At 76.3% G+C, this 24,895-nt stretch carries 2 protein-coding genes; both read left to right on the forward strand.

Annotated elements, in window-relative coordinates; translation table 11 throughout:
• The first annotated feature begins 1 nt into the window (after position 1).
• A complete protein-coding gene (locus tag FHX78_RS37990) occupies positions 2-10,600 on the forward strand; it encodes an SDR family NAD(P)-dependent oxidoreductase (protein ID WP_145870965.1) in 10,599 nt (3,532 codons plus the stop codon).
• Positions 10,597-24,891, forward strand: coding sequence for an SDR family NAD(P)-dependent oxidoreductase (locus FHX78_RS36945; protein WP_167531917.1), 14,295 nt, complete (start codon positions 10,597-10,599; stop codon positions 24,889-24,891). The genes FHX78_RS37990 and FHX78_RS36945 overlap by 4 nt, the downstream gene beginning before the upstream one ends.
• Positions 24,892-24,895: the final 4 nt, after the last annotated feature.

Genomic DNA, 24,895 nt, shown 5'->3' on the forward strand with positions numbered 1-24,895 from the left:
CATGCCGGACAACCGATCCGTCCAGCGTCCCCACGACCCGCTGCGTCCGCTCGCCGGCCGCCGCGCCGGCACCGGCGTCACCGCCGACGACCCGGCCCTCCGTGACCACCTGGTCCACCGGGTGCCCGTGCTGCCCGGCGTCTTCCTCCTCGACCTGGTGCTGCGGACCGTGCGACGCGCGGGGGTCGATCCGGCCCACGTCGTCCTGCGCCGCATCGTCTTCCACGCCCCGATCGTCGGCTCGGACGACCGGACGCCGGTGGAGGTCGTCCTCGGCGACACCGGGCCCGGACAGCCGGTGCCCGTCACCGTGCGCAGCCGCCCGGGCGGCGACCCCGGGGCGCCGTGGGAGACCAACTGCACGGCCGAACTCCACCCCGCCGACGCGTGGGCCCGGCGACGTATCGACCCGGCCGCCCTGACCGCCGCGGCACCGCGCACCGTGGACATCGACGACCTCTACGGCTTCGTCCGCGCGCTCGACATCCACCACCAGGGGTTCATGCGGGCCTCCGGCAGCGTGCACGTCACCGGAGGACACGCGCTGGCCCGCATGCGGCTCGCGGACGAGGCGGTGGCCCACCTCGGCGACTTCCACGCCCACCCGGCGGTGCTCGACTTCGCCACCCTGGTGCCGATGCTGCTGTTCCCGGAGCAGGACCTCGGCACGCCCCACCACGCCTACATCCCCCTGTACATCGAGTCGTTCCGGGCCCGTGCGGGAGTGGGTGCCGAGAACCTGGTCCATGTGCCGGGGCCGGTCACCGGCGGCTTCGACAGTGAACTCTTCCAGGCAGACATCGACGTCTGCGAGCCCGGCGGCGACGTGGTCGCCGAGTTCGTCGGCTTCCGGGCCAAGCGGGTCCGGTCCGCCGCGCTGATCACCGACCGCGGCCGGACACCCGCCGCCCGGCGCGACGCGCCCGGGCCCGCGGGGCCGGCACCGGTCGCGGAAGGCGGCTTCGAGGAGCGGATCGCGGTCCTGGTCGCCCGCCGCGCCGGCGTCGAACCCACGGCGCTCGACCGGGACCTCGGCTTCTACGAGTGCGGCCTCGGCTCGGTCGACCTGCTGAGCCTGGCCGCCGACCTCGAGGACATGCTGGGCACCGAGCTGTATCCCACGCTGCTGTTCGAGCACCCCACGGTCCGGCGACTCGCCGAGCACCTGCGAACCGAACACCCGGACGCCGTGACTCCGGCTCAGGGGGCGCCCGTACGCCAGGCCCTCGGCGCGCCCGTACTCCAGGCCTCCACGACGCAGGTCCGCCCGGCCGCGACGCCCGTACTCCCGGCCGCCGGAACGAGCGGGTCGTCGGCCCCCGGGACGGGCGAACCGCCGGCCCCCGGGAGGGGCGAGCAGGCCGCCGCCGTGCCGCCCCCGTCGCCCGCCGCGGCCGTGCCGCCGGTCTCCGGTCCCGCTCCGCTCCCCTCGCCCCCGGCCGCGGACGGGGCCCAGCCGCTGGCGATCGTCGGACTGGCCGGGCGCTACCCGGGCGCCCGGACGCCCGAAGAACTCTGGGACGTGCTCGCCGAGGGCGAGGACCGCGCCGGCCCGGTCCCGCCGGACCGCTGGGACCACGCCCCCTACTTCGACCCGGACCGCGGCACCCCGGGACGGACGTACTCCCGCTGGGGCGCCTTCTGCGACGGCGTCGCCGAGTTCGACGCGCCCTTCTTCCACCTGACCGACGACCAGGCGGAGCTGATGGACCCGCACGAGCGGCTCCTGCTGCAGACCGCGTGGGAGGCGATGGAGGACGCCGGGCTCACCCCGGAGGAACTCGCCGGGCAGACCGGCCGGGCCGTCGGTGTCTTCGCCGGTGCCATGTGGAACGACTACCAGCTCCACGGTCTGGACCGCCTGCGCGAGGGCACGGCCCGCGCCGCCGGCTCCTGGTCCTCCGCCCTGTCCAACCGCCTGTCGTACTTCTTCGACTTCACCGGGCCGAGCATCACCGTGGACACCGCCTGCTCCGCGAGCCTGGCGGCCCTGCACCTGGCCGCCGACGCCATCCGGCGGGGCGAGTGCCGTGCGGCCCTGGTCGGCGGCGTGAACCTGTCCCTGCACCCGTACAAGTACCTGCGGCTGGCCGAACTGGGGATGCTCTCACCGACGGGACGGTGCCGCCCCTTCGGCGCGGACGCGGACGGGTACGTCCCCGGCGAGGGCGTCGGCGTCCTGGTGCTCAGGCCGCTCGCCGACGCGCTCGCCTCGGGGGACCACGTCCACGGGCTCCTGCGGGGTTCGTCGCTGCTGCACAGCGGGCGCACCGGGGGCTACTCCGTGCCCAGCCCCGACGCCCAGACCCGGGTGCTCTCCGCCGCGCTGGCCGACGCGGGCGTGCCGCCGCGCTCGATCGGCTACGTCGAAGCGCACGCCTCCGGCACGGTGCTCGGCGACCAGATCGAGGTCGAGGCGCTGAGCTCGGTGTACGGACGGCACTCCGACGACCCCGGCCACTGCGTGATCGGCTCCGCCAAACCCGTCATCGGGCACCTGGAGGCGGCGGCCGGCATGGCGGGACTGACCAAGGTGCTGATGGCGCTGCGCCACCGCACCCTCCCGGCCCTCGCGGACGTCGGCGCGCCGGCCGGCGGCATCCGCTGGGAGCGGACGCCGTTCCGGCTGCCCGCCGCCCCGGAGCCGTGGCCCGCCCCGGTCGACCCGGCCGACGGCCGGCCGCTCCCGCGACGGGCCGCCGTCAGCGCCTTCGGCGCGGGCGGCGCCAACGCCCATGTGATCGTCGAGGAGTTCACCGGCCACGACACCGGCGCACCACCCGCCGGGGACCGTCCGCTGGCCGTCCCGCTGTCCGCACGGTCCGCCGACCGGCTGCGCGAACAGGCCGGAAGGCTGGCCGAGCACCTGCGGGCCCGGCCCGGCCTGCGGCTGGCCGACGTGGCGCACACCCTGCGCACCGGCCGGCGCCCCATGGAACACCGCCTCGCCGTGGTGGCCGCAACGGCCTCCGAACTCGCCGACGCGCTGGCGGCGTTCGCGGACGGACGGACACCGGACTCACCGGCCTACGCGGGCACGGAGTCCGTGGGCACGGCCTCTGCGGGCACGGAGTCCGTGAGCGCGCAGTCCGTGGGCACGGGCACGGGATCCGTGAGCACGGAGTCCGCGGGCACCGACTCTCCGGTCCCCGGTACCGGCGCGGGCACCGGCCCCGGCCCCGACGTACGCGGTGCGGGCGACGGCCCCGCCGAGGCGGCGGCCGCCCGACGGTGGGCCGGCGGCGGGCCCCCGCAATGGCCCCTCCTGGCCGGAGCCCGACGGATCTCCCTGCCGACCTACCCCTTCGCACGCCGCCGTTACTGGATCGGCGAGGCAGCGCGGGAGACACCACCCCCGGCGCACGACGAGCCGGTGACACGGCAGCCCGGCCCCTCCGGCCGCCCCGCCACCCTCCTCCACGTCCCCGACACCCGCCCCCTGCCCCTGCCCCCGGCGGCCACGGTGCCCGGCTCCCTGCCCGACGGCCCGCTGCTGGTGCTGGACGCCGACACCGACCGGGTACGGGCCCTGCGCGCCCTCCACCCCGACGTCGTCCAGGTCCGCCCCGGCATGTCGTACCTGCGCACCGGGGACGACGCGTTCGAGGTGGAGCCGGGCGACGCCGGGCACTACGCCCGCCTGGTCGACACCTTGCGGGCGCAAGGCCGCGCGCCCGGAGCGGTCCTCCACCTCTGGCCGCTGTCCGGCCGCGACACCACCGGCGACACGAGCGTCGGCGGCGTCCTGTCGGCCCTCCTGCTGTGCCGCGCCCTCGCCGTCGGCCTCACCCGGCCCCTGCCGGTGGTCTACGTCTACGCGGCGCACGGCGCGAGCCCGGCGCACGCCGCCGTGGGCGGCCTCGCCCGCAGCGTCCGCCTCGAACAGCCCAAGCTCCTGCTGAAGACGGTGTGGCACCGGACCCCGGACGTCACCGCACACACGCTGCTCGCCGAGGCGTACGCGCCCGCCGACCGCTACGGCACCGAGGTCCGGCACACCGAACGGGGCCGCCTGACCGAGGTGTTCGTCCCCGCGGGACCGCCCACCGCGTCCGTCCGGCTGAGCCGGCCCGGCGGGGTCTACCTGATCACCGGCGGGGCCGGCGGACTCGGACTGCACACCGCCCGCCGCATCGCCGCCTCCGGCGACGTGTGCGTCGCGCTGCTCGGCCGCTCGCCGCGCGGCGAGCGCACCGACGCGGCCGTGGCGGAACTGCGGGCCCTCGGCGCCCGGGCCGTGTACCTCACCGCCGACGTCACCGACCGGGAGGCGCTGGACGCCGCCGTGCGGGAGGTCCGCGAGCGGTTCGGGCCGCTGACCGGCGTGGTGCACGCCGCCGGCGTCGTGGAGGACGCCCTGGTGGTCAACAAGAGCCGGCACGCGGCCGAGCGGGTGCTCGCCCCCAAACTCTCCGGCACCGCGGCACTCGACTCCGTGACCGCCGAGGACCGGCTCGACTACCTGCTGCTCTGCTCCTCGCTCGCCGCGGCGGCGGGCAGCGCCGGAGGCGCCGACTACAGTGCCGCCAACCGCGCCCTGGACGCCTTCGCGGCCCGGCGCGAGGAACTGCGCCGGGCCGGCGAACGGCACGGCGCCACCGTCGCCGTCGACTGGCCCCTGTGGCGCGACGGCGGCATGCGCATCGAACCGGCACTGCGGGAGCGCGTCCTCGCCCGCACCGGGTCCGTCCCCCTGGACACCGCGACCGCCCTCGACGCCCTGGAGACGGCGCTCACCCTCGGGACCGAACGCGTCGTCGTCCTGCACGGTGATCCGGACCGCCTGACGGCGGCACTGGAGACCCCGGCCACCGGGGCGTCCCCGGCCGCCGACCCGCGCGGCCCCCTCGACGCCCGCGTGACCGCCTCCGTGGCCACGGCCCTGCGCCGGGCGGGCAGGACGGTGCCGGCGGCCTCGCTGCGGTCCTCCGGTTTCATGAGCCTGGGCCTGACGTCGGTGGAACTCGTCGGCCTCACGCGGGAGCTGGGTTCCTGGCTCGGTGTGGACCTGCCGGCCACCACGCTGTTCCGGTACCCGGACGGCGAACGGCTGGTGAGCCACCTCCTCGACGCCCACCCCGACGCCGTCCGCGCCGCGTTGCGCAGCGAGACGCCCCCGCCCGTACCGGACGACGCACCCGCCCCCGCCGACGCCACGTCAGTGAAGGGTGGTGACGAGGGCGTACCGGGCCGGGAGCAGCCCGTCGCCGTCATCGGCATGGCCGGGTACTTCCCCGGATCCGAGGACCCCGCCGGCCTCTGGGCCGACCTCGTCGCCGGACGGGACCTGGTGACCGGCGTCCCCGCCGACCGGTGGGACCACGCCCTCTACCACGACCCGGACGGCACACGGCCGGACGCCACCGACTGCGGCCACGGCGGCTTCCTCGACGACGTCACCCGCTTCGACGCGGCCTTCTTCGGCCTCACCCCGGCCGAGGCGGAGGGCCTCGACCCCCAGACCCGCCTCCTGATGGAGGTGTTCCACCGGACCGCCGAGGACGCCGCGGTCGCCGGCCGGCTGCGCGGCTCCTCCACCGGCACCTTCGTCGGCCGCTGCTTCAACGACTACGACCAGGCCATGACCGCAGCCGGACGGCGGATGGGCGCCCACGACGTGACCGGCACGTCCGCGACCATGGCGGCGAACCGCATCGCCCATCACTTCGATCTGGCCGGGCCCTCCCTCGTCGTCGACACCGCCTGCTCCTCCTCCCTGTACGCCCTGCACCTGGCCGTCGCCGCCGTCCGCCGGGGCGAGTGCGACATGGCGTTCGCCGCCGGGACCAACCTCGTCCTCGACCCCCAGCACTACGTGCGTAGTTCGGCACTGGGAGCCCTGTCGCCGTCCGGCCGCTGCCACACCTTCGACGACCGGGCGGACGGCTACGTACCCGCCGAAGCCGTCGTCGCCGTCCTGGTCAAACCGCTCGACCGGGCCCTCGCCGACGGCGACCCGGTCCACGCCGTCATCCGGGAGGTCGGTGTCAACCACGGCGGCCGCGCCGGCTCGGTCACCGCGCCCAGCCCCGACCGGCAGACCCGGCTGCTGCTCGACACCTGGGCACGCGCCGGCATCGAACCCGACGCCCTGGGCTACCTGGAGGCGCACGGCACCGGCACCGCGCTGGGCGACCCCATCGAGATCGAGGGCGCCGTGGCGGCCTTCCGGCACCACACGTCCCGTACGGCCTTCTGCGCGGTCGGGTCGGCCAAGGCGCACCTCGGGCACGCCGAGGGCGCGGCCGGTCTCGTCGGCGTCGTCAAGGCCGTACTGCAGATGCGGCACGGCACGATCCCCGCCATGCCCGACCACCGGACGCCCAATCCGCACTGCCGGTTCGACGGTTCCCCGCTCTTCGTCAACCCGCGCCCCCTCGCCTGGGACCCGCCCGAGGGGCGGCCCCGCCTCGCCGGCGTCAGCTCCTTCGGCTTCGGAGGCTCCTACGCGCACGCCGTCATCGAACAGGCGCCGGTGCGGACGACCGCCCCGGCCCCGCGCCGCCCCCGGCTCTTCCCGTACTCGGCCCGCGACGGCGCGGCGCTCAGGCGGCTGCTGCGCCGCCACCGCGACTTCCTCGCGGCGACGCCCGGCCTCCCGCTCGACGGGGTCGCCGCCACGCTGCACGGCGGCCGCGAGCCGATGGAACACCGCCTCGCCCTGGTCGCCGACTCCCACGAGGGCCTGCTGGCCGCGATGGACGCCTGTCTCGCCGACCCGCGGGACCCCGGCGGCGTCCGCGCGGCGGCCACCGAGGACGACCCGGACGCCACCCTGCTCGCCGCGGCGAGGGCCTGGGCGGACGGCGAACCGCTGCCCGCCGGGGCCGCGCCCGACCCGGGCACCGTGCGCCTCGCCCTGCCCACCTACCCCTTCGCCGGCGCGCGCCACTGGTTCACCGACACCGACACCGACACCGTGGCGGCCCCGGTGGAGGTCGCGCCGGCACCCTCCGGATCACCGGACACCCCGCCCGAAGTGCTCGACGTACGGCGGCACATCCGGCGGAGCGGATTCTCCGGCCGTCATGCCGCCCGCGGAATGGAACGGCTCAACGACCTGCTCAGGCGCTGGACCGCCCGGCTGCTCGCCGACGAGCCCGGCGGGCACGGCGAGCACGGCGAGCACGGCGAGTCCGGGGGGCACGGCGGGCACGGTGGGCACGGTGGGCTCCTCACCGCGCGGCGCCTGCGCGCCCTGCTGGCCGACGAGGACGCCCACGGCCGCCTCGCCGACGCGCTGGCCGCGATGACGGCCGAGGTGCCCGACCCCTCCGGCGCCGGCCCCGACTTCCCGGCGGAGTCGGCGGCGCTGGCCGCCGAGCACCCGGAACTGGCCCCCTGGCTCAGGCTGGTCGACGTCTGCCTGCCCCGTCTGCCCGACATCCTCACCGGCCGGGCGGACGCACTGGAGGTCTTCTTCTCCCCGGACCACCCGGACCTGCTCCTGGGCATCTACGACGGCAACACCGTGGCCGACCACCACAACGAGATCGTGGCCCGCCTGGTGGCCGGCCGGGTCCGCGCCCTGCGGGAGTCCCGGCCCGGCCGCCCGGTCACCCTGATCGAGATCGGCGGCGGCACGGGCGGCACCACACGCCGCCTGCTGGACGCCGTCGCCGAGCACGGCGATGCCGTCCACTACCGGTTCACCGACGTCTCCCCGGCCTTCCTGCCCGCGGCCCGCGCCCGGTTCGCCGACACCCCGGTGGACTTCACGTGCACGGTCCTCGACCTCGACCGGGACCCGCGGGAGCAGGGCTTCGCGCCGGGCTGCGCGGACATCGTCGTGGCCGCCAACTCCGTGCACGCCACGCGCCATCTGGGCGAGAGCCTCGGCCGGATCCGCGACCTGCTGGCACCCGGCGGCGCGCTGGTCCTCGAGGAACTGGTGCGCGACCACGACTGCATGACGGCCATGATCGGACCGCTGCCCGGCTACTGGTCGGCCGTGGACGCCGACGCGCGGCTGCCGCACTCCCCGTTCCTCGACGTACCGCGCTGGCGCGCCGCGCTCGCGGAGCAGGGGTTCGGGGCGACGTGGGCGCTGGGCGCGCCGGACCTGCCGGAGACCGGGTTCGACAACGCGGTGATCTACAGCCGGGTACCGGCGGACGCGCCCGCACCCGTGACACGGGACGACGCCGGCCGGCGGGAGAGCCCCCGGCCCCCTGCCCCACCCGTGCCGCCCGACCGTCCCGCCGCGCCCCCCGCACCCCTCGTGCCCGCCGTGCCCGAACCGGTGGCGCCGCGTGTGCCGGAGCCCGCGTCGGCCGATGCCGGGGAGGTCCGTGACCGGCTCCTCCCCGTCTTCGCCCGGTTCTTCGGACTGGCCCCCGACCAGGTGGACCCGGCCGCCCCGTTCGACCGCTACGGCATGGACTCCCTGAGCGCCATCCAGTTGGTGCGCACCCTGGAACCGGAGTTCGGCAGGCTGCCCAAGGTCCTGCTGTTCGAGCACCCGTCGATCGACGCGCTGGCGGCACACCTCGCCGAACACGCGCCGACCGCCTCGCGCGCGAAGCGGCCGGCGCCCGCGGCCCCGGCCGACGAGACCGGCACGCCCGGCCCGACGGGTTCCACGGAGCACACCCCGCCGCAGCCGGGGCCCCTGCGGGCCGGCGGACTCGCGGGCGGGGCGGGCGACGACCCGGTCGCCATCGTGGGCATGGCGGGACGGTACGCCCGCTCGCCCGACCTGCGGACCTGGTGGCGTCACCTGCGCGACGGGACGCACCTGGTCGGGGAGATCCCCCGGGACCGCTTCGACTGGCGGGAGGTCTTCGGCGACCCGCACCGCACTCCCGGCAAGGTCAACAGCCGCTGGGGCTCCTTCATCGACGGCGTCGACCGCTTCGACGCGGACTTCTTCGGCCTGACACCGATGGAGGCCGAACTCATGGACCCCCAGCAACGGTTGATGCTGCAAACGGCCTGGCAGGCCGTGGAGGACGCGGGGCACCGTCCCGCGGACCTGCGCGGCAGCCGTACGGGCGTCTTCATCGGCGCGACCTCCCGCGACTACGACTGGCAGCTGCACCGGGCCGGCCGGCACCGCGAGGGACACGTCGTCAGCGGCAACGGCCACTGCCTCATCGCCAACCGGGTCTCCTACCAACTCGACCTGCGCGGCCCCAGCGAGGCCGTCGACACGGCGTGCTCCAGTTCGCTCACCGCGCTGCACCGGGCGGTGCGCGCGGTCCGGCACGGCGAGTGCGACGCCGCGATCGTCGGCGGGGTGCACCTCTTCCTCACCGCGGACCTCTTCGTCGCCCTCGGACAACTCGGCATCATGTCGCCCGACGGACGGTGCGCCGCCTTCGACCGGGGCGCCAACGGCATGGTGCGCGGCGAGGGGTGCGTGGCCGTCCTGGTCAAACCGCTGTCCCGGGCGCTCGCGGACGGCGACACCGTGTACGCGCTGGTGCGCGGCAGCGGCGTCTCGCACGGCGGCGGCGGACACATGGACTCGCTCATGATGCCCAACCCGACGGCCCAGGCCGACCTGATCGCCTCGGTCCACCGCGAGGCCGGGGTGGACCCGCGCACCGTCACCTATGTGGAGGCGCACGGCACCGGCACCGAGGTGGGCGACCCGATCGAAGTACGGGGACTGCGCAAGGCGTTCGCCGCCGGGACCGGGGAGGCGGCGAGCGAGACGGCCGAACCGTGGTGCCTGCTGGGCACCGTCAAGTCCAACGTGGGCCACACCGAGGCGGCGGCGGGCCTCACCGGCGTCGTCAAGACGGTGCTCGCCATGCGCCACGGCCTGCTGCCGCCCACGCTCCACTTCACCGAGCCCAACCCGCTGCTCGACCTGGACGGGAGCCCGTTCCGGGTGGTGGACCGCCCGACCCCGTGGCCGGCCGGTGACGCCCCGAGGCGGGCGGGAGTCAGCGCCTTCGGGCTCGGCGGCACCAACGCCCACGTCCTGCTGGAGGACCACCCCGACACCCGCGCCGGGGCACCGGACGCCGGTGGCCGGCCGGTCGTCGTCCCGTTGTCCGCCCGTACCCCCGACCGCCTGCGGGCCCGGCTGCGGGACCTGCACGCCTTCCTCACCGACGACGGACCGGACCGCGGCACCCCGCCGGCCCTCGCCGACATCGCCCACACCCTCGCCACGGGACGTGACCCGATGACCCACCGCGCGGCGTTCGCCGTCGGGACGAATGCACAACTCGCCGCCTCGATACGGCGGTTGCTCGACGGGCAGCCGGGCCCCGACACCTTCACCGGATCGGCGGCCCGGGGCACCGGCGGGCCGGCCGACCCCGCCTCGCCGGACACCGACCCCTACGCGGCGGCCCGCGACTGGGCGGCCGGAACGGGCCGGCTGCCCGCGAGCGCGGGGCGGCGCATCTCCCTGCCGGCCTACCCGTTCGACCCGCAGCGCCACTGGGCGGAACCCCTCGACGACCCATCAGCGCCCGACTCGGCGGCTGACTCGGCGCCTGGCCCGGCGGCCGATCCGGTGACCGACCCGCTGACCGACTCGGCACCGGACGCGGGCGACGCGCTGCCCGGGCTGCTCCAGGCACTCAACGACGGCCGCCTCTCCGTGGACGAGGCGGAACGGCTCATGGAAGGTGTGCGGTGATCTCCAGGCAGAACCGGCGGGACATCCTCGAACGCGTCAGGACCGGCGACCTCTCCGTCTCCGACGCCGCCGCCCTCCTGAGGACGGCACGGCCGTCCGGCGCGACCCCTCCCGGCCGGCACGAGCCGGTGGCCTACACCTCCGGCTGGGTGCGCGCCGAACCGGTCGCCGGCCGGCCCCCGTCCCACGGGCGTCCGCCGCTGATCGTGCTGGACCCGGCCGCGGCCCGCCGTCCCGGCCTCGTCCGGCCGGGCACCGGCCGGGTCGTCGAGGCCGTCACCGGACCATGGCCGGCGTCGCGCCCCGACACGGTCTCCCTCACCGACGACGCGTCGTGGGAGCGGATGTGGTCCTCCCTCGGTGCCGCCGACGCGCTGCCCGATCGGATCGTCCTCGTCACGGGCGAGGGGCCCGAGCACTGCCTCGACCTGGTGTACCCGGCCGTGCGCACCCTGATCCGGGGCCGTGTCGGCGAGCGCCCGCGGATCGCCTGCGCGGCGGTGGGGGAGGACCGGGAGCAGGCAGCCGACGCGCTCGGCGGGTTCTGCTCGATCGCGGTCCGGGAGGACGGCCGCCTCCACATGGTCGCCGTGTCCTCGGACGGCCCGACCGACCCCGTGACACTGGCCCTGGAGGAACTGGCGCACCCGGCGGCGCCGTTGCACCAGGTACGGCACGACCGCACCGGACGCTGGGTGCGGACCCTGACCCCGGCCCGGCTGACGCCGGGCGAGGCGACGCTTCCCGCCGACGGGGTCCAGCTGCTGTCCGGAGGCGGGGGCGGCATCGCGCTGAGTCTGGCCGAGCACCTGACGGCAGCGCCCGGGACCCGGCTGGTCCTGCTGGGCCGCTCCCGCCCCGGCCCCCGGGCCGAGGACCTTCTGCGCCGGCTCGGCCCCGGCGCCGGCGAGCGGGTCCGCTACGTCCGCGGAGACGTGACCCGGCTGGACGACGTGCGGCAGGCCGTCGCCGAGGCCCGGTCGGCCTTCGGCCCGGTGACCGGCGTGCTGCACCTGGCCGGGGTCAACGAGGACGCGTACCTCGCCAACAAGGCATCCGGTGCGCACGCGCGCGTACTGGCCCCCAAGCTGGCCGGCGCCCGCACCCTCGACGAGGCGACGCGGGACGAGCCGCTGCACCACTTCGTGCTGTTCTCCTCGCTCGCCGGATACGCCGGGCACCCGGGGCAGGCCGACTACGCCGCCGCGAGCCGCGCGCTGGGCGGTTTCGCCTCCCACCGGGCCGCCCTGGTCGAGGAGGGCCGCCGGAGCGGGCGGACGGTGTCGGTCGGCTGGCCGTTGTGGGCCGACGGCGGCATGACCCTCAGCGACACCGACCGTGCGGCCGTCGAACAGCTCCAGGGCATGGTCGCGATGCCGACCGGTACGGGACTGGAGGCGATGGCGGCCGCGCTGGGCTCCCCGGCGCGCGAGATCGTGGTGATCCACGGCCACCGGTCGCGCATCGAACGGTTCGTCGAGCAGCGCCTCACGGGTACGGCCGGCACCCACGCCACACCCGCGGCGACGGACCCCGTACCCTCCACGGACTCGGCGGCCGAGCGGGACACCGCGGACGCGACCGGTCCGGCACGGGACCTCCTGTTCGGCCTGGTCTCACGGCTCACCCGCATCCGGCCGGGCACGCTCCGCTCCGACCAGGAGTTCTCCGCGCTCGGCATCGACTCGGTCATGATCAAGCGGCTCACGGCCGCCCTGGAGGACCGGCTCGGGCCGATGCCCGCGACCCTGCTGTTCGAGCACCGCACGATCGACGCCCTGGCCGGCCACCTGGCCGCCCACCACCGCCCGGCGCTCCTGACCACCACCACGGACCGCCCCCCGTCACCGGCGGCTCCACCCGACCCCACCTCACCCACACCCACGCCCGACGCCGCGTCGTCCCCCGTACCCACGCCCCCCGGACGCGCCGGCTCCACCGGCTCCGCCGCCCCCCTCCCGGCCGCCGCCCACGCCGGCCGGCCGGCGGGCGAGGAGCCGGCGCCCGACGACGCCATCGCCGTCATCGGACTGGCGGGTCGCTATCCCGGCGCGCGCGACGTGTCGGAGCTGTGGCGGATGCTGGCCGAGGGACGGCACGGCATCCGGGAGATACCGGCGGACCGCTGGGACAAGGACCGCTGGTTCGACCGCGGTGACCGGCGGCCGGGCACCAGCTACGGCCGCTGGGGCGGCTTCCTCGACGACGTCGCGCGCTTCGACTCGCTGTTCTTCTCCGTCGCGCCGCGCGAGGCACGGCGGATGGACCCCGCCGAGCGGCTCTTCCTGGAGGTCGCCTGGTCGGCCCTGGAGGACGCCGGATACACGCGGGCGCGGCTGCACCACGCCACCCGCACCGACGAGGGGCACGCGGTGGGCGTCTTCGTCGGTGCCACCGGCCTGGCGTACGGCCTGGTCGGCGCGGAGGAGTGGGGGAAGGGCAACCCGGTTCCCGCCTACTCGATGGAGTTCTCCCTCGCCAACCGCCTCTCGTACTTCCTGGACGTGCACGGCCCCAGCCTGACCGTCGACACCGCCTGCTCGGCCTCCCTCACGGCCCTGCACCTGGCCTGCGAGAGCCTGCGCCACGGCGAATGCCGGACGGCCGTCGTCGGCGGCGCGCACCTCAACCTGCACCCGATGAAGTACGCTATGCTCGCCGAGCAGCGCATGATCTCCCCGGACGGGGTGTGCCGGGCGTTCGGCGACGGCGGCAACGGATTCGTGCCCGGCGAGGGCGTGGGCGCCGTGGTGCTGAAACCGCTCGCCGCGGCCCGCGCGGACGGCGACCGGATCGACGCGGTCATCCGGGCCACCGCCATCAGCCACGGGGGCCGCACCAACGGCTACACCGTGCCGTCCCCGCGCGCCCACGCCTCCGTGATCGGCGCGGCCCTGCGCCGCTCCGGCATCGACCCGTCGGGCATCGGCTACGTCGAGGCGCACGGCACCGGCACCGAACTCGGCGATCCCATCGAGATCGAAGGGCTGGCCCGGGTGTTCGGCCGGGCCACCGGAGAACTCCAGTACTGTGCGCTGGGCTCCGTGAAACCCAACATCGGGCACGCCGAGGCCGCGGCCGGCATCGCCGGTCTCACCAAGATCCTCCTCCAGCTCAGGCACCGTACGCTCGTGCCCACGCTGCACAGCGACCCGCCCAACCCGAGGATCGACTTCGCCGGGACGCCGTTCCGCCTCCAGCACACCGCCGAACCGTGGCACCCCCTGCCCGGCCACACCCTGCTCCGGGCCGCCCTCAGCTCCTTCGGCGCGGGCGGCGCCAACGCCCACGCCGTGATCGAGGAGTACCGGGACCACGCCGGCGCCCGGCCCGCCGAGGGCGGGGACCAGTTGGTCGTGCTGTCCGCCAGGACACCGGACCGGCTCAGGGCCGCCGCGGGCCGGCTGGCCCGGTTCCTCGACGGCCCGGAGTCCACCGGAGCGGACCTGGCGGACATCGCCCACACCCTGCGCACCGGACGCGAGGCCTTCGACCATCGTGCCGCCTTCGTCGTACCGACCCGGGAGCGGCTGCGGGAGGCGCTCACGGAGTACGTCGCGACCGGCACCGCCCACGCGAGCGGGCACGCAGCCCCCCGAGAGCCGGGGCGGGCGACGGCGGCCGTGTCCGTCCGTCCGGCCGCCGGCAGCCTGCACGAGGCCGCCGCCCGCTGGGTGACGGGGGAGGACTCCGCGCTGCCCGAGCCCGGCGGACGGCCCGGCCGGAGCCCGCGCCTCGTGTCCCTGCCCGCCTATCCCTTCGACGGGCCCGTGCACTGGCCCGACACCGTGGACGCCCCGGCGGCCGGGGACGCCGCCCGCCCGGCCGCGGGGACACCGCTCACCGAGCGGGGCACGGCGGCGGACGGTACGGCCGAGTTCGAGGCCGGGCTCTCCCCGGACCACCCGTGGGTCGCCGACCACCTCGTCGACGGGCGGCCCGTACTGGCCGGCGCCGCCCTCCTGGAACTGGCCCGCGCGGCGGCCGAACGCACGGCGGGCCGGACCGTCGCGGAACTGACCGACGTGCGCTGGCGCACCCCGCTGGTCGTGGACGACGGCGTACAGCCCGTCGTCCGCGTACGGCCCGACGCCGGGGACGGAGCCCTCCAGGTCCGGATCGGCACCGGGGACGGACACGCCGCGCACACCACGGTCACCGTGCCCGCGGCACCCCCCGCTGACGAACCGCCCCGGGACACCGCCGCACCGCTCGACCTCGCCGCCGTACGGCAGCGCTGCCCCCGGCGGACCGGGCAGGAGGACTTCTACGACCGCGCACGGGCCGCCGGCCTCGGCTACGGCCCGTCGTACCGCCGGGTGGAGCGCCTGTGGTCCGGGGAGGGAGAGGCACTGGCCGAACTCGCTCCCGCGCCGGCCGGCCGCGCGGGCGGAGGCATCAGCGACCCCGGCACCACCGACGCCGCCCTGCACGCCGTGCACGGGGCGCTGCCCGCGTGGAGCGAACCGGCCACCCGGCCCGCGGCCGTCGCACGGGTCCTCGTGCACCACGCCGACCGGGCCGCCCGGTACGCCCACGCCCGCCTGGTGTCCGCCGACGCCGAGCGCGGGACGGCCACGTGCGACGTGCTGATGGCGGACGCGCAGGGCCGGGTCCTCGTCGAGTTCACCGGGCTGACCGTGGTGCGGCCGCCGCAGGCCGCCGAGGTGCCCCACCTCACGCCCGTCTGGCGCGTCGAGCCCCGGTCGGCCGCGCCCGGCCCCACCGGCCCGGCGCTGGTCCTCACCGCCGGCCACGACGCGGGACTCGCCGCCGCCCTGGTCCGCCGTCACGGCGAGGGCAGCCGCGCCGTCGACCTCGACCCGCCGCGCACCCGCGACGACCTGGCGGACCTGCTGCGCGCCCACCCCGCGGCGCGCGTGCTCTACTTCGCCGGCGGGGTGGACACCCGCCGCCACTCCTCCACCGACCTCGGGCACCTGGAGCGGACCCAACGGCACGGCTGCCGGGCGCTGTTCCACCTGGCGCAGGCCCTGGCCGCCGTCCGGCCGCGCGGTGTGCGGCTCGTCGTCCTGACCAACGACAGCCAGCAGCCCGAACCCGGCGGCCCCGTCGACCACCCGTTCGCGGGCGCGCTGCACGGCATGGCCCGCACCCTCGCGCGCGAACTGCCGTTCCTCGACGTCGTCTGCCTGGACCTCTCCCGCACCGACCTCACGGACCGCGGCGCGCACGGCGACGGGGACGCACTGGCCGAGGCGATCGCCGCGGAACCGCCCGGCACCCCGTTCACGGAGGTCGCGCTGCGCGAGGGCACCCGGCTCGTCAAGCGGCTCGCCCCCGTCCGGCTGCCCGCCCCGGCCGATCAGCGGCTGCCGCTGCGCCGCGGCGGCCGCTACCTCGTCGTCGGCGGCACCGGCGGTCTCGGACGCGTGATCAGCGAACACCTGCTGGGGGCCTGGGACGCCCGTCTGGTGGTGATGGGACGCCGGACCGGGGACGACCTGCCGGACGGGACGCTCGCCCGGCTGCGGGGACACGGCGGGCAGGTCGCCTACGTCTCCGGCGACGTGACCGACCCCGCCGCCACCCGCGCGGCGGTGCGCCTGATGCACGAGCGGTACGGCGGTGTCGACGGCGCCGTCCACACCGCGTTCGTACTGGCCGACCGGACCATCGCCCAGTCGGACGACGACGTCTTCGACGCCGCGTTCGCCCCCAAGACACGAGGGACCGTCGCGCTGGCCGACGCCCTCACCGCCGAACCCCTCGACTTCTTCGCCCTCTTCTCCTCGGCCATCGCCCACACCGGCAACCCCGGCCAGTCCAACTACGCGGCCGGCTCGACGTTCATGAGCGCCTACGGCGCGCACCTCGCCGAGCGGCTGCACTGGCCGGTGACCGTCTTCGAGTGGGGCTTCTGGGGCGACGAGGGCGCCGTCGCCGACGCCGAACACCACGAGCGGCTGGCCCGCTGGGGCGTCCGGCCGCTGTCCGCCGCCGACGGACTGCGCGCCTTCCGCCAGGGACTCGCCGCCGGCCTCACCCGGATCGCACCCCTGCGCGCGGACCTCGAGGAACTGGCGCGGGTGACCCCCTTGGAGCCGGTGACCCTGCACCGGCTCCCGCCGGCCGGCACCGGCCGGGACGTACTCGCCGCGCCGGTCGCGGCCGTCCGCGCGGCGCAGGACGCCGACCCCGAACCGTACGCGCCCGACTACCTCGACAGCGTGGACGACTACGCGCGCCTGGCCGTCCTGGCGGCCCTGCGCTCGGCCACCGAGTCCCTGGCACCTGGCGCCACCTGCACCCGCGCGGGCCTGCTGGCCGACCTCGCCGTCCACGAAACGCGTCGGCCCCTCTTCGACGCCCTGCTCGCGGCGCTGGAGACGGGCGGCCACCTCCGCTCCCGGGACGGCGACCGCATCACGGCGCCGGCCCCCGACGAGGGACGCCGGAAGTCCCTCCGCGACCGGCTCGTGGCTCGCTTCGGCCGGCTGGCCCCCACCCTCGACCTCCTGGACGAGTGCGCCGCCGCCCTGCCCGACGTGCTCGCCCACCGGCGGCGCGGTCTGGACGTCCTCTTCCCCGGTGGCTCCGACCGGCGCATGGCGGCGCTCTACGCCGACGATCCGCGCACCCACCACTTCAACCGCCTCACCGCGGCGGCCGTACGGGCGGCCGTCGCCGACGCGGTGGCCGCCGACCCGTCCCGGCCGGTGCGCATCCTGGAGATCGGCGCCGGCACCGGTGCCACCACGCGTGCCGTGCTCGACGCCCTGGACGACCACGCCGCGGCCGTCTCCTACGACGTCACCGACATCTCGCCCTCCCTCGTCGCCGCGACCCGGCGCCGGCTGGCCGCCGGGCGCCCGCACACGGACTTCCGCGTCCTGGACATCGCGGACGACCCCTCCAAGCAGGGCTTCGGCACCGACCGGTACGACATCGTCGTCGCCACCAACGTCCTGCACGCCACCCGGGACATCCGGCGCACCCTGCGCAACGTCGCCGAACTGACCCCCCACGGCGGCCTGCTGGTCGTCAACGAGGCCACCCGGGTCCTCGACGCGGTCACCCCCGTCTTCGGCCTCACCGACGGATGGTGGCTCGCCGAAGACGCCGAACTCAGGCTGCCGCACGGGCCGTTGCTCGCCCCGGCCACCTGGCGGGCGCTCCTCGTGGAGGCCGGGTTCGACCGCGCCCGGCGGTTCGGCGTCCCCGGCCGGCCCGACCACCAGGCCGGACAGCACGTCTTCGTCGCCGAGCGGGGCGCCTGGCGGACACCGCCGCCCGAGTCCGCCGGCCGGCCCGCGGGCGAGCAGCCCGGGGCCCGTGCCGAGGAGCCGGCCGCAGGGCGGGCGGCGGCGGTTCCGGACGGCGCGGACGACCGGCTCGGCGCGCGGACGACACAGCATCTGCGCGGCCTGTTCGCCGAACTGCTCAGGCTGCCGCTGGACGACGTGGACACGGCGGTGCCGCTCGCGTCACTGGGCACGGACTCGCTGACCGTGATGGAGGCCGTCGAACGACTGGAGCGGGACATCGGTCCCGTGCCGCAGGAGCTGCTGGTCACGGGCGAGTCGGTGCGCTCCGTCGCCGAGGCGCTGGTGGCCGTCAAGCGCGTGGAACTGGCGAAGCTGCTCGCCGTCCATCCGGAAGGTCCCTCCGCGCCCGCACCGGCCCCCGCGCCGGGCACTCCGCCGCCTCCCGCCGGGGACGCCTCCGGCCACCGGGAGCGGCCGACCGTGACACCGTCCCCCGGCACCGGCACCGGCACCGGCACCGACACCGGCACCGGCACGGCCGGCCCCGTCCCGCCGGTCGCGGAGGGCGAACCGATCGCCGTCGTGGGACTGGCGGGCCGCTACCCGGGTGCCGCGGACCCCGACACGCTGTGGGAGCACCTGCTCGCCGGACGCAGCCTCATCACCCCGGTCCCGCCCGGGCGGTGGAACGGCGCGGACCCCGCCGCCGACGCTCCCGCCGGTGCGGAACCCCCCGCCGACGGCAGCGCCAGGGGAGGTTTCCTCGACGACGTCGACCGCTTCGACCCCCTCCTGTTCCGCATCTCGCCCCGCGAGGCGGAACGCATGGACCCCGCCGAGCGGCTCTTCCTGGAGACCGTCTGGGAGGCCCTGGAGGACGCCGCCCTGCCCCCGTCCCGGCTGGCCCGCGGCCGCACCCGGCCCGACGGCCGCACCGGGGTCTTCGTCGGCGTCATGCACCACCAGTACGCCCTGCTGGGCGCCGAGGAACGCGCCCGGGGCAACGCCGTCCAGGCGTTCTCCTCCGGCTGGTCCGTCGCCAACCGCGTGTCGCACACCTTCGGCCTGACCGGACCGAGCATGGCGGTCGACACCGCGTGCTCCTCCGCCCTCACCGCCGTCCACCTCGCCGTGCGCAGCCTGCGCTCCGGAGAGTGCGGCACGGCCGTCGCCGGAGGGGTCAACGTCATCCTCCACCCCAGCCACCACACCGATCTGGCCGCCGCGCGGATGCTGTCACCGCACGGCACGCCCCGGGTCTTCGACACGGCCGCCGACGGCATCGTCACCGGCGAGGGAGTCGGCGCGCTGGTCCTCAAGCGGCTGTCGGACGCGGTGCGCGACGGCGACCGCGTGCACGCCTGCATCCTCGGCTCCGCGGTCAACGCCGACGGACCGACCGAGGCGTACGCCGTCCCCCGCGCCGCAGCGCAGGTGGAACTGATCGCCCGGGCACTCGAGTCCGCGGGCGCCGGGGCCGGCACCGTGCAGTACGTGGAGGCGCAGGCCACCGGGTCACCCGTCGGCGACCCGGTCGAACTGGCCGCGCTGCGCGAGGCCTACGGCGTGCGCGAGGACGGGCACCGGCTGCGCATCGGCTCGGTGAAGCCGAACACCGGGCACCTCGAAGCCGCCTCCGGCATGGTCCAGTTGACCAAGGTGATCCTCCAACTGCGGCACCGCACCTTCGCGCCGACCCTCGGCACCGACGGGCCGGCCACCGAGGACGGGTTCCTGGTGCCGCGCGAGCCCACGTCCTGGCCCCAGCCGCCCGCCGGTGGCCCCCGCCGGGCCGCCGTCAGCTCCTTCGGCGCGGGCGGCGCGAACGCCCACGTGATCGTCGAGGAGGCGCCGTCGCCCGTCCCCGTGGCCGGGACCGACACCGGCGGGCCGCACCCGCTGGTGCTGTCGGCCCGGCGGCCGGCCGCGCTGCGCACCCACGCCGGACGGCTCGCCGGCTTCCTCCGCGGGCCGGGTGCCGGCCTGAGCGTGGCGGACGTGACGCACACCCTGTGCGTGGGACGCGAACCGCTGCCCGCGCGCCTGGGCGCCGTCGTCCACACCCTCGCCGACGTCGTCGCGGTGCTCGACGCCTACGCCGCACAGCGCCCGCACGACCGGCTGGTGACCGCCCGTCAGGACGACGCGGACCGGGAGGGCACGCGGCCGGTCCCGCCACCGCACGAGGCGGAGCTGTGGGGGCGGCTCGTGGAATGGGTGGACGGCGGCACGCCGGACCTGTCCCGGCCCGGCCGTCCCGGCGCGCGGATCGTCTCCCTGCCGCACTACCCCTTCGCCGAGGGCCGCTACTGGATCCGCACCGCATCCGCCCGTGCGGCCGCCCCGCCGACCGGTTCCGACGCCCCACCGTCCGTTCCCGCCGACTCCGCCGCCTCCGACCGCAGCGCCGACGGCGAAGAATCGACAGGCCCCGCGTCCCCGTCCGTGCCCCCGGGCACCGAGCCCGGTCCGCCCGCCGCCGCGGGCCCCATCTCTCCCGAGGAGCCCTCCGTGACCTCCACGCACCCGACAGCCGACCGCGCGGGCGGCGCGCCCCCCGCCGTCCACGGGATGCGGCAGACCGTCACCGACGCCATCTGCGCGCTGGTCGGAGTGACCCCCGACGACATCGACCCGGCCGACCACCTCAGCGACTTCGGACTCGACTCGGTGACGATGGTGCAGCTCGCCGACCGTCTCGCCACCACCACCGGCGTCGACCTCACCCCCGATGTCCTGTACGGCTGCCGGGACATGGCCGCCGTGGTCGAGTACCTGGTCACCGCGACCACGACCGCGGACCGGTCGCCCGCCCCGGCCCCCGCCGCCCCACCGGCCGCCCCCGCCACCGCCGCCCCGCGCGAGGAGCTGCCCCACGTCGCACCGGCCCCTCCCGCCCCGGACGGCGCGCCGTACGCCGCCGTCGGGGAACCGTACGCCGCCGTCGGGGAACCGTACGCCGCCGTCGGCGAGCCGGTCGCCGTCGTCGGCATGGCCGGGGCGTTCCCCGGCTCCCCGGACCTGGACACCTTCTGGAGCAACCTGGTCCAGGGCCGTGACCTGGTCTCCGAGGCACCGCCCGGACGGTTCACCGACGCCCCGGACACGGCTCCCGTCCGCGGTGGCTTCCTCGACGGAGTGGACCGCTTCGACGCCGGGTTCTTCCAGATCACCCCGCGCGAGGCACGCGTCATGGACCCGCAGCACCGTCTCTTCCTGCAGACCGTCTGGTCGGCGGTCGAAGAGGCGGGGTACGACCCGGCGGACCTCGCGGGCACCGCCTGCGGCGTCTTCGTGGGCGTGGCCTCCTCCGAGTACGGCGAACTCGCCCGGGAACGCGGCGTGGACGTGGACGGTCAGCTGATGACCGGCAACGACCACAGCGTGCTGGCCAACCGGATCTCCTTCCTGCTCGACCTGCGCGGCCCCAGCGAACCCGTGGACACGGCCTGTTCCAGCTCCCTGGTCGCCGTGCACCGGGCCGTGCGCGCCCTGCAGACCGGCGAGTGCGACCTGGCCGTCGCGGGCGGTGTGAACGTCATCGTGGCGCCGACCGCGTTCGAGGCCTTCGGACGCTCGGGCATGCTGGCGCCGGACGGCCGCTGCAAGTCCTTCGACCACCGGGCCGACGGCTATGTGCGCGGCGAGGGCGTGGGCGCGGTCCTGCTCAAGCCCCTGAGCCGGGCCCTGGCGGACGGTGACCACGTGCACGGAGTGATCACCGGGTCGGCGACGAACCACGGCGGACGCTCCGCCTCCCTCACCGCCCCCAACCCGGCCGCCCAGGCCGAGGTGATCACCCGGGCCCAACAGCGGGCGGGAGCAGGGCCGGAGACGATCGGCTACGTGGAGGCGCACGGCACCGGGACCGCGCTGGGCGACCCCATCGAAGTGACGGGGCTGCGCACCGCCTTCGAGCGCGGCACGGACACCGCGCGGGCCTCGGCAGCGCCGCAGCACTGCGGTCTGGGCAGCGTGAAGACGAACATCGGACACCTGGAGACCGCGGCGGGCATGGCCGGACTGTTCAAGGTCCTCCTCTCGCTGCGCCACGGCATGCTGCCGCCCACGCTCCACGTCGAACGCGTCAACCCCCTGATCAGGCTCGCCGACTCGCCCTTCCACCTCGTCACCTCCGCCCGCCCCTGGACCCCGTTCACCGACCCCGGCACCGGCGACCGGCTGCCCCGGCGGGCCGGTGTCAGTTCGTTCGGGTTCGGCGGCATGAACGCGCACCTGGTCGTCGAGGAGGCACCCGCCGCCCCGGCCGGCCGGCCGTCGCCCGGCACCGCGGACGGCGACCAGCTGTTCGTCCTCAGCGCACGCGACGACGAACGCCTCCTGGTGGCGGCCCGCCGGCTGCTGGAACGCCTGGAGCGCTGGGAGCGGGACGGCCTGCTGCACGCGGTGTCGCCGGCCGACGTCGCCCACACCCTCCAGGTGGGACGGCGGCCCCTCGCCGCGCGGCTCGCGGTCACGGCCCCCACCCTCGCGCACGCGGCGGACGCGCTGCGCACCCATCTCGACGGCGGCGACGCACCGAGGCTGACGACGAGGGAGGACACCGGGACCCCGCGCACCGTGGACGACGACGACCTGCGCGAAGCCCTGCGCCGGGCCGCCACCGGCGACCTCGCCAGGCTGGCGACGCTCTGGGTGGCGGGGGCGGACGTCGACTGGTCCGCGCTGCACGCGGGAACCACCCGCACCAGGGTCTCCCTGCCCACCTACCCCTTCGCTCCCGAGCGGCACTGGCTCCCGGCCGCCCCCCGCACACCCGAGCCCCCCACCACCCCGACCCGCCGTGCCACGCCCATCCCCACCGCCGCACCCGCCCCGGCGCCCACTCCGGCCCCTGTCCCCGTACCCGCCCCGGCATCACCTCCCGCCCCCGCCCCCACCGATCCCGTCCCGGCGGCCACGGCCCCGGTCACAGCCGCATCAGGCGCATCCGCGGCCCCGACTCCCCCCGAACCCGCCGCGCCCACGGACCGGCTGGCCGCGCTGCGCCGCCACGTCCGCGAGGCGGTCGCCGACGGCATCGGCATCCCCCCGCGGGAGGTCGACCCGGCACGCGACTTCGCCGCCTACGGCGTCGACTCCATCGGCGCCATGCGGATCATGCAGAACGTCCAGGAACGCTACGGCGACCACATCCCGATGTCCGCCATCCTCGAACACCCCAGCGTCGACCGGCTGGTCACCCACCTCGACCGCGGCTACGTCCTGCCCGACGCGGTGCCGGTGACCCTGGACACGGGCCACGAGGCCCCGCCCCGGAAAGCGCGGGCGCCCCGGCCCCCGGCCCGGCCGGTGCCACTGGTGGAGAACCGCCCGGGAGATCCGGTGTACTGCCTCTTCGGCGACACGGGCGAACTCACCTGGGTGATGCACCTGTGCCGGCACCTCGCCGAGCACGGCCCGGTCACCGGCATCGAGGCCCCCGGCTTCCGGGAGGGCGAGCCCCCGGCCGAGGACATCGGCCGCCTCGCGCGCGCCTGCGCCGACGCCGTCACGGCCGTACAGACGGAGGGATCCTGCCGTCTCGCCGGACACGGACTGGCGGGCCTGGTCGCCGTCGAGACCGCCCGCATCCTCCAGGACCGCGGTCTGCACGTGGCCGAGCTGCTGCTCGTCCAGATCCCGGACGCCGGGGAGGCGCCGTCGGGGGAAAGCCCCGCCGAGTCGCTGGCCGCGGTGGCAGCGACCCTCGCCGGTGTGTGGGGGGCCGGCCCGTTGCCCGCCGCGGCCGGTCCGGGCCCGGACGCGCGGCTGGAGGACGTCACGGCCTCCCTGGCACCGTCCGCCCCGATGGACGCCGGCACCCTGCGGGCCCGGCTCGCACGGGCGGCCGCGTGGCGCGCCGCGCTGGCCGCCGCGGCGGCGCAGCACCCCCTGCGCCCCCTCAGCGGCCCGGAGCGGACCGTCGTCGTACGGGCCGCGTCGTCCGGGGACTCCGACGGGGAGTACCACCGCTGGATCGCACCACCCCCCGAGGTCGTCGAACTCGACGTCGAGCCGTGGCTGCTGCTCTCGGCCGCGCACGCCGCCCGGGTGTGCCCGCCGCCCGCCGCCCCCGAATCCGCGGCGCAGCCCCCGCGGCAGGCGTCCCCGGTCGTGGCGATCAACCGGCACGGTGACAGCCGGCGGTCCATCTGGGCCCACAACCTGTACGGCGAAGTGAGCTACGCGATCTACCTCTCCCGTCATCTGGGCCTGCACAAGCCCGTCATCGGTCTGGAGCAGATCGGCGCGGCCGCCGCCGGCGGCACGCCCCGCACCTACGGCTCCGTCGAGGAGATGGCGGCGCACTACGTCGACGAACTGCGGGACCGCTTCCCGGGCGAGCCGTACCTCCTCGGCGGCTGCTCCTTCGGCGGCGTACTCGCCTTCGAGATGGCCCGGCGGCTCCAACTGGCGGGGGAGGAGGTGACCCATCTGATCGCGATCGACCCCATCATGCCCGGCACGGAGGCCTGGGACAGCGTGGACTGGGGCACCGTCACGGACGTCGAGGCGGAGGCGTTCTCCCTGGTCATGCTCGGCAACGCCATGTGCCAGCGCTGGGGTGTGGGCGAGCAGGTCAAACTGGCCTCGCTCAGCGGACTGGACCTCCAGGGGCAGCTGGACCTCGTCGCCGGGCACATCCACGAGCGCTCGGCCGCGCGCCCCGACCCGGAGACGATCAAACAGCAGATCCTGGTCCGTCACGAACTGATGCTGCACAACGGCGACCTGCTCCAGGCCTACCGTCCCGAACCCCTGCGCACCCCCGTGCCGACCACCCTCTTCCACGCCACCCAGGGCTTCCTCGCCCCCGGCAACAGCAACGACCTCCCGGCGGTGCCGCGCACCAGCGGCGACAAGTCGAACGGGCTCGCCGCGTTCGTCGGCCCGCACCTCACCGTCCACGAGATGCACGCCGACCACCACACCATCGCCCACGACGAGAACCTCGCCCGCATCGCCCGGATGCTGTCCCCGCTGCTGACCGCCCCGACCCATCCGACCAGCCTCTTCCCCGCCTCGCTGAACCCGGCGGGCCCCGACGGCACCAGGTGAGGAG

The sequence above is a fragment of the Streptomyces capillispiralis genome (assembly GCF_007829875.1).
In the GTDB taxonomy this organism is placed as follows: Bacteria; Actinomycetota; Actinomycetes; order Streptomycetales; family Streptomycetaceae; genus Streptomyces; species Streptomyces capillispiralis.

Bases quoted from the DNA above. Each gene is read 5' to 3' on its own strand.
- FHX78_RS37990 (WP_145870965.1), top strand. From the start codon at position 2: ATGCCGGACAACCGATCCGTCCAGCGTCCCCACGACCCGCTGCGTCCG.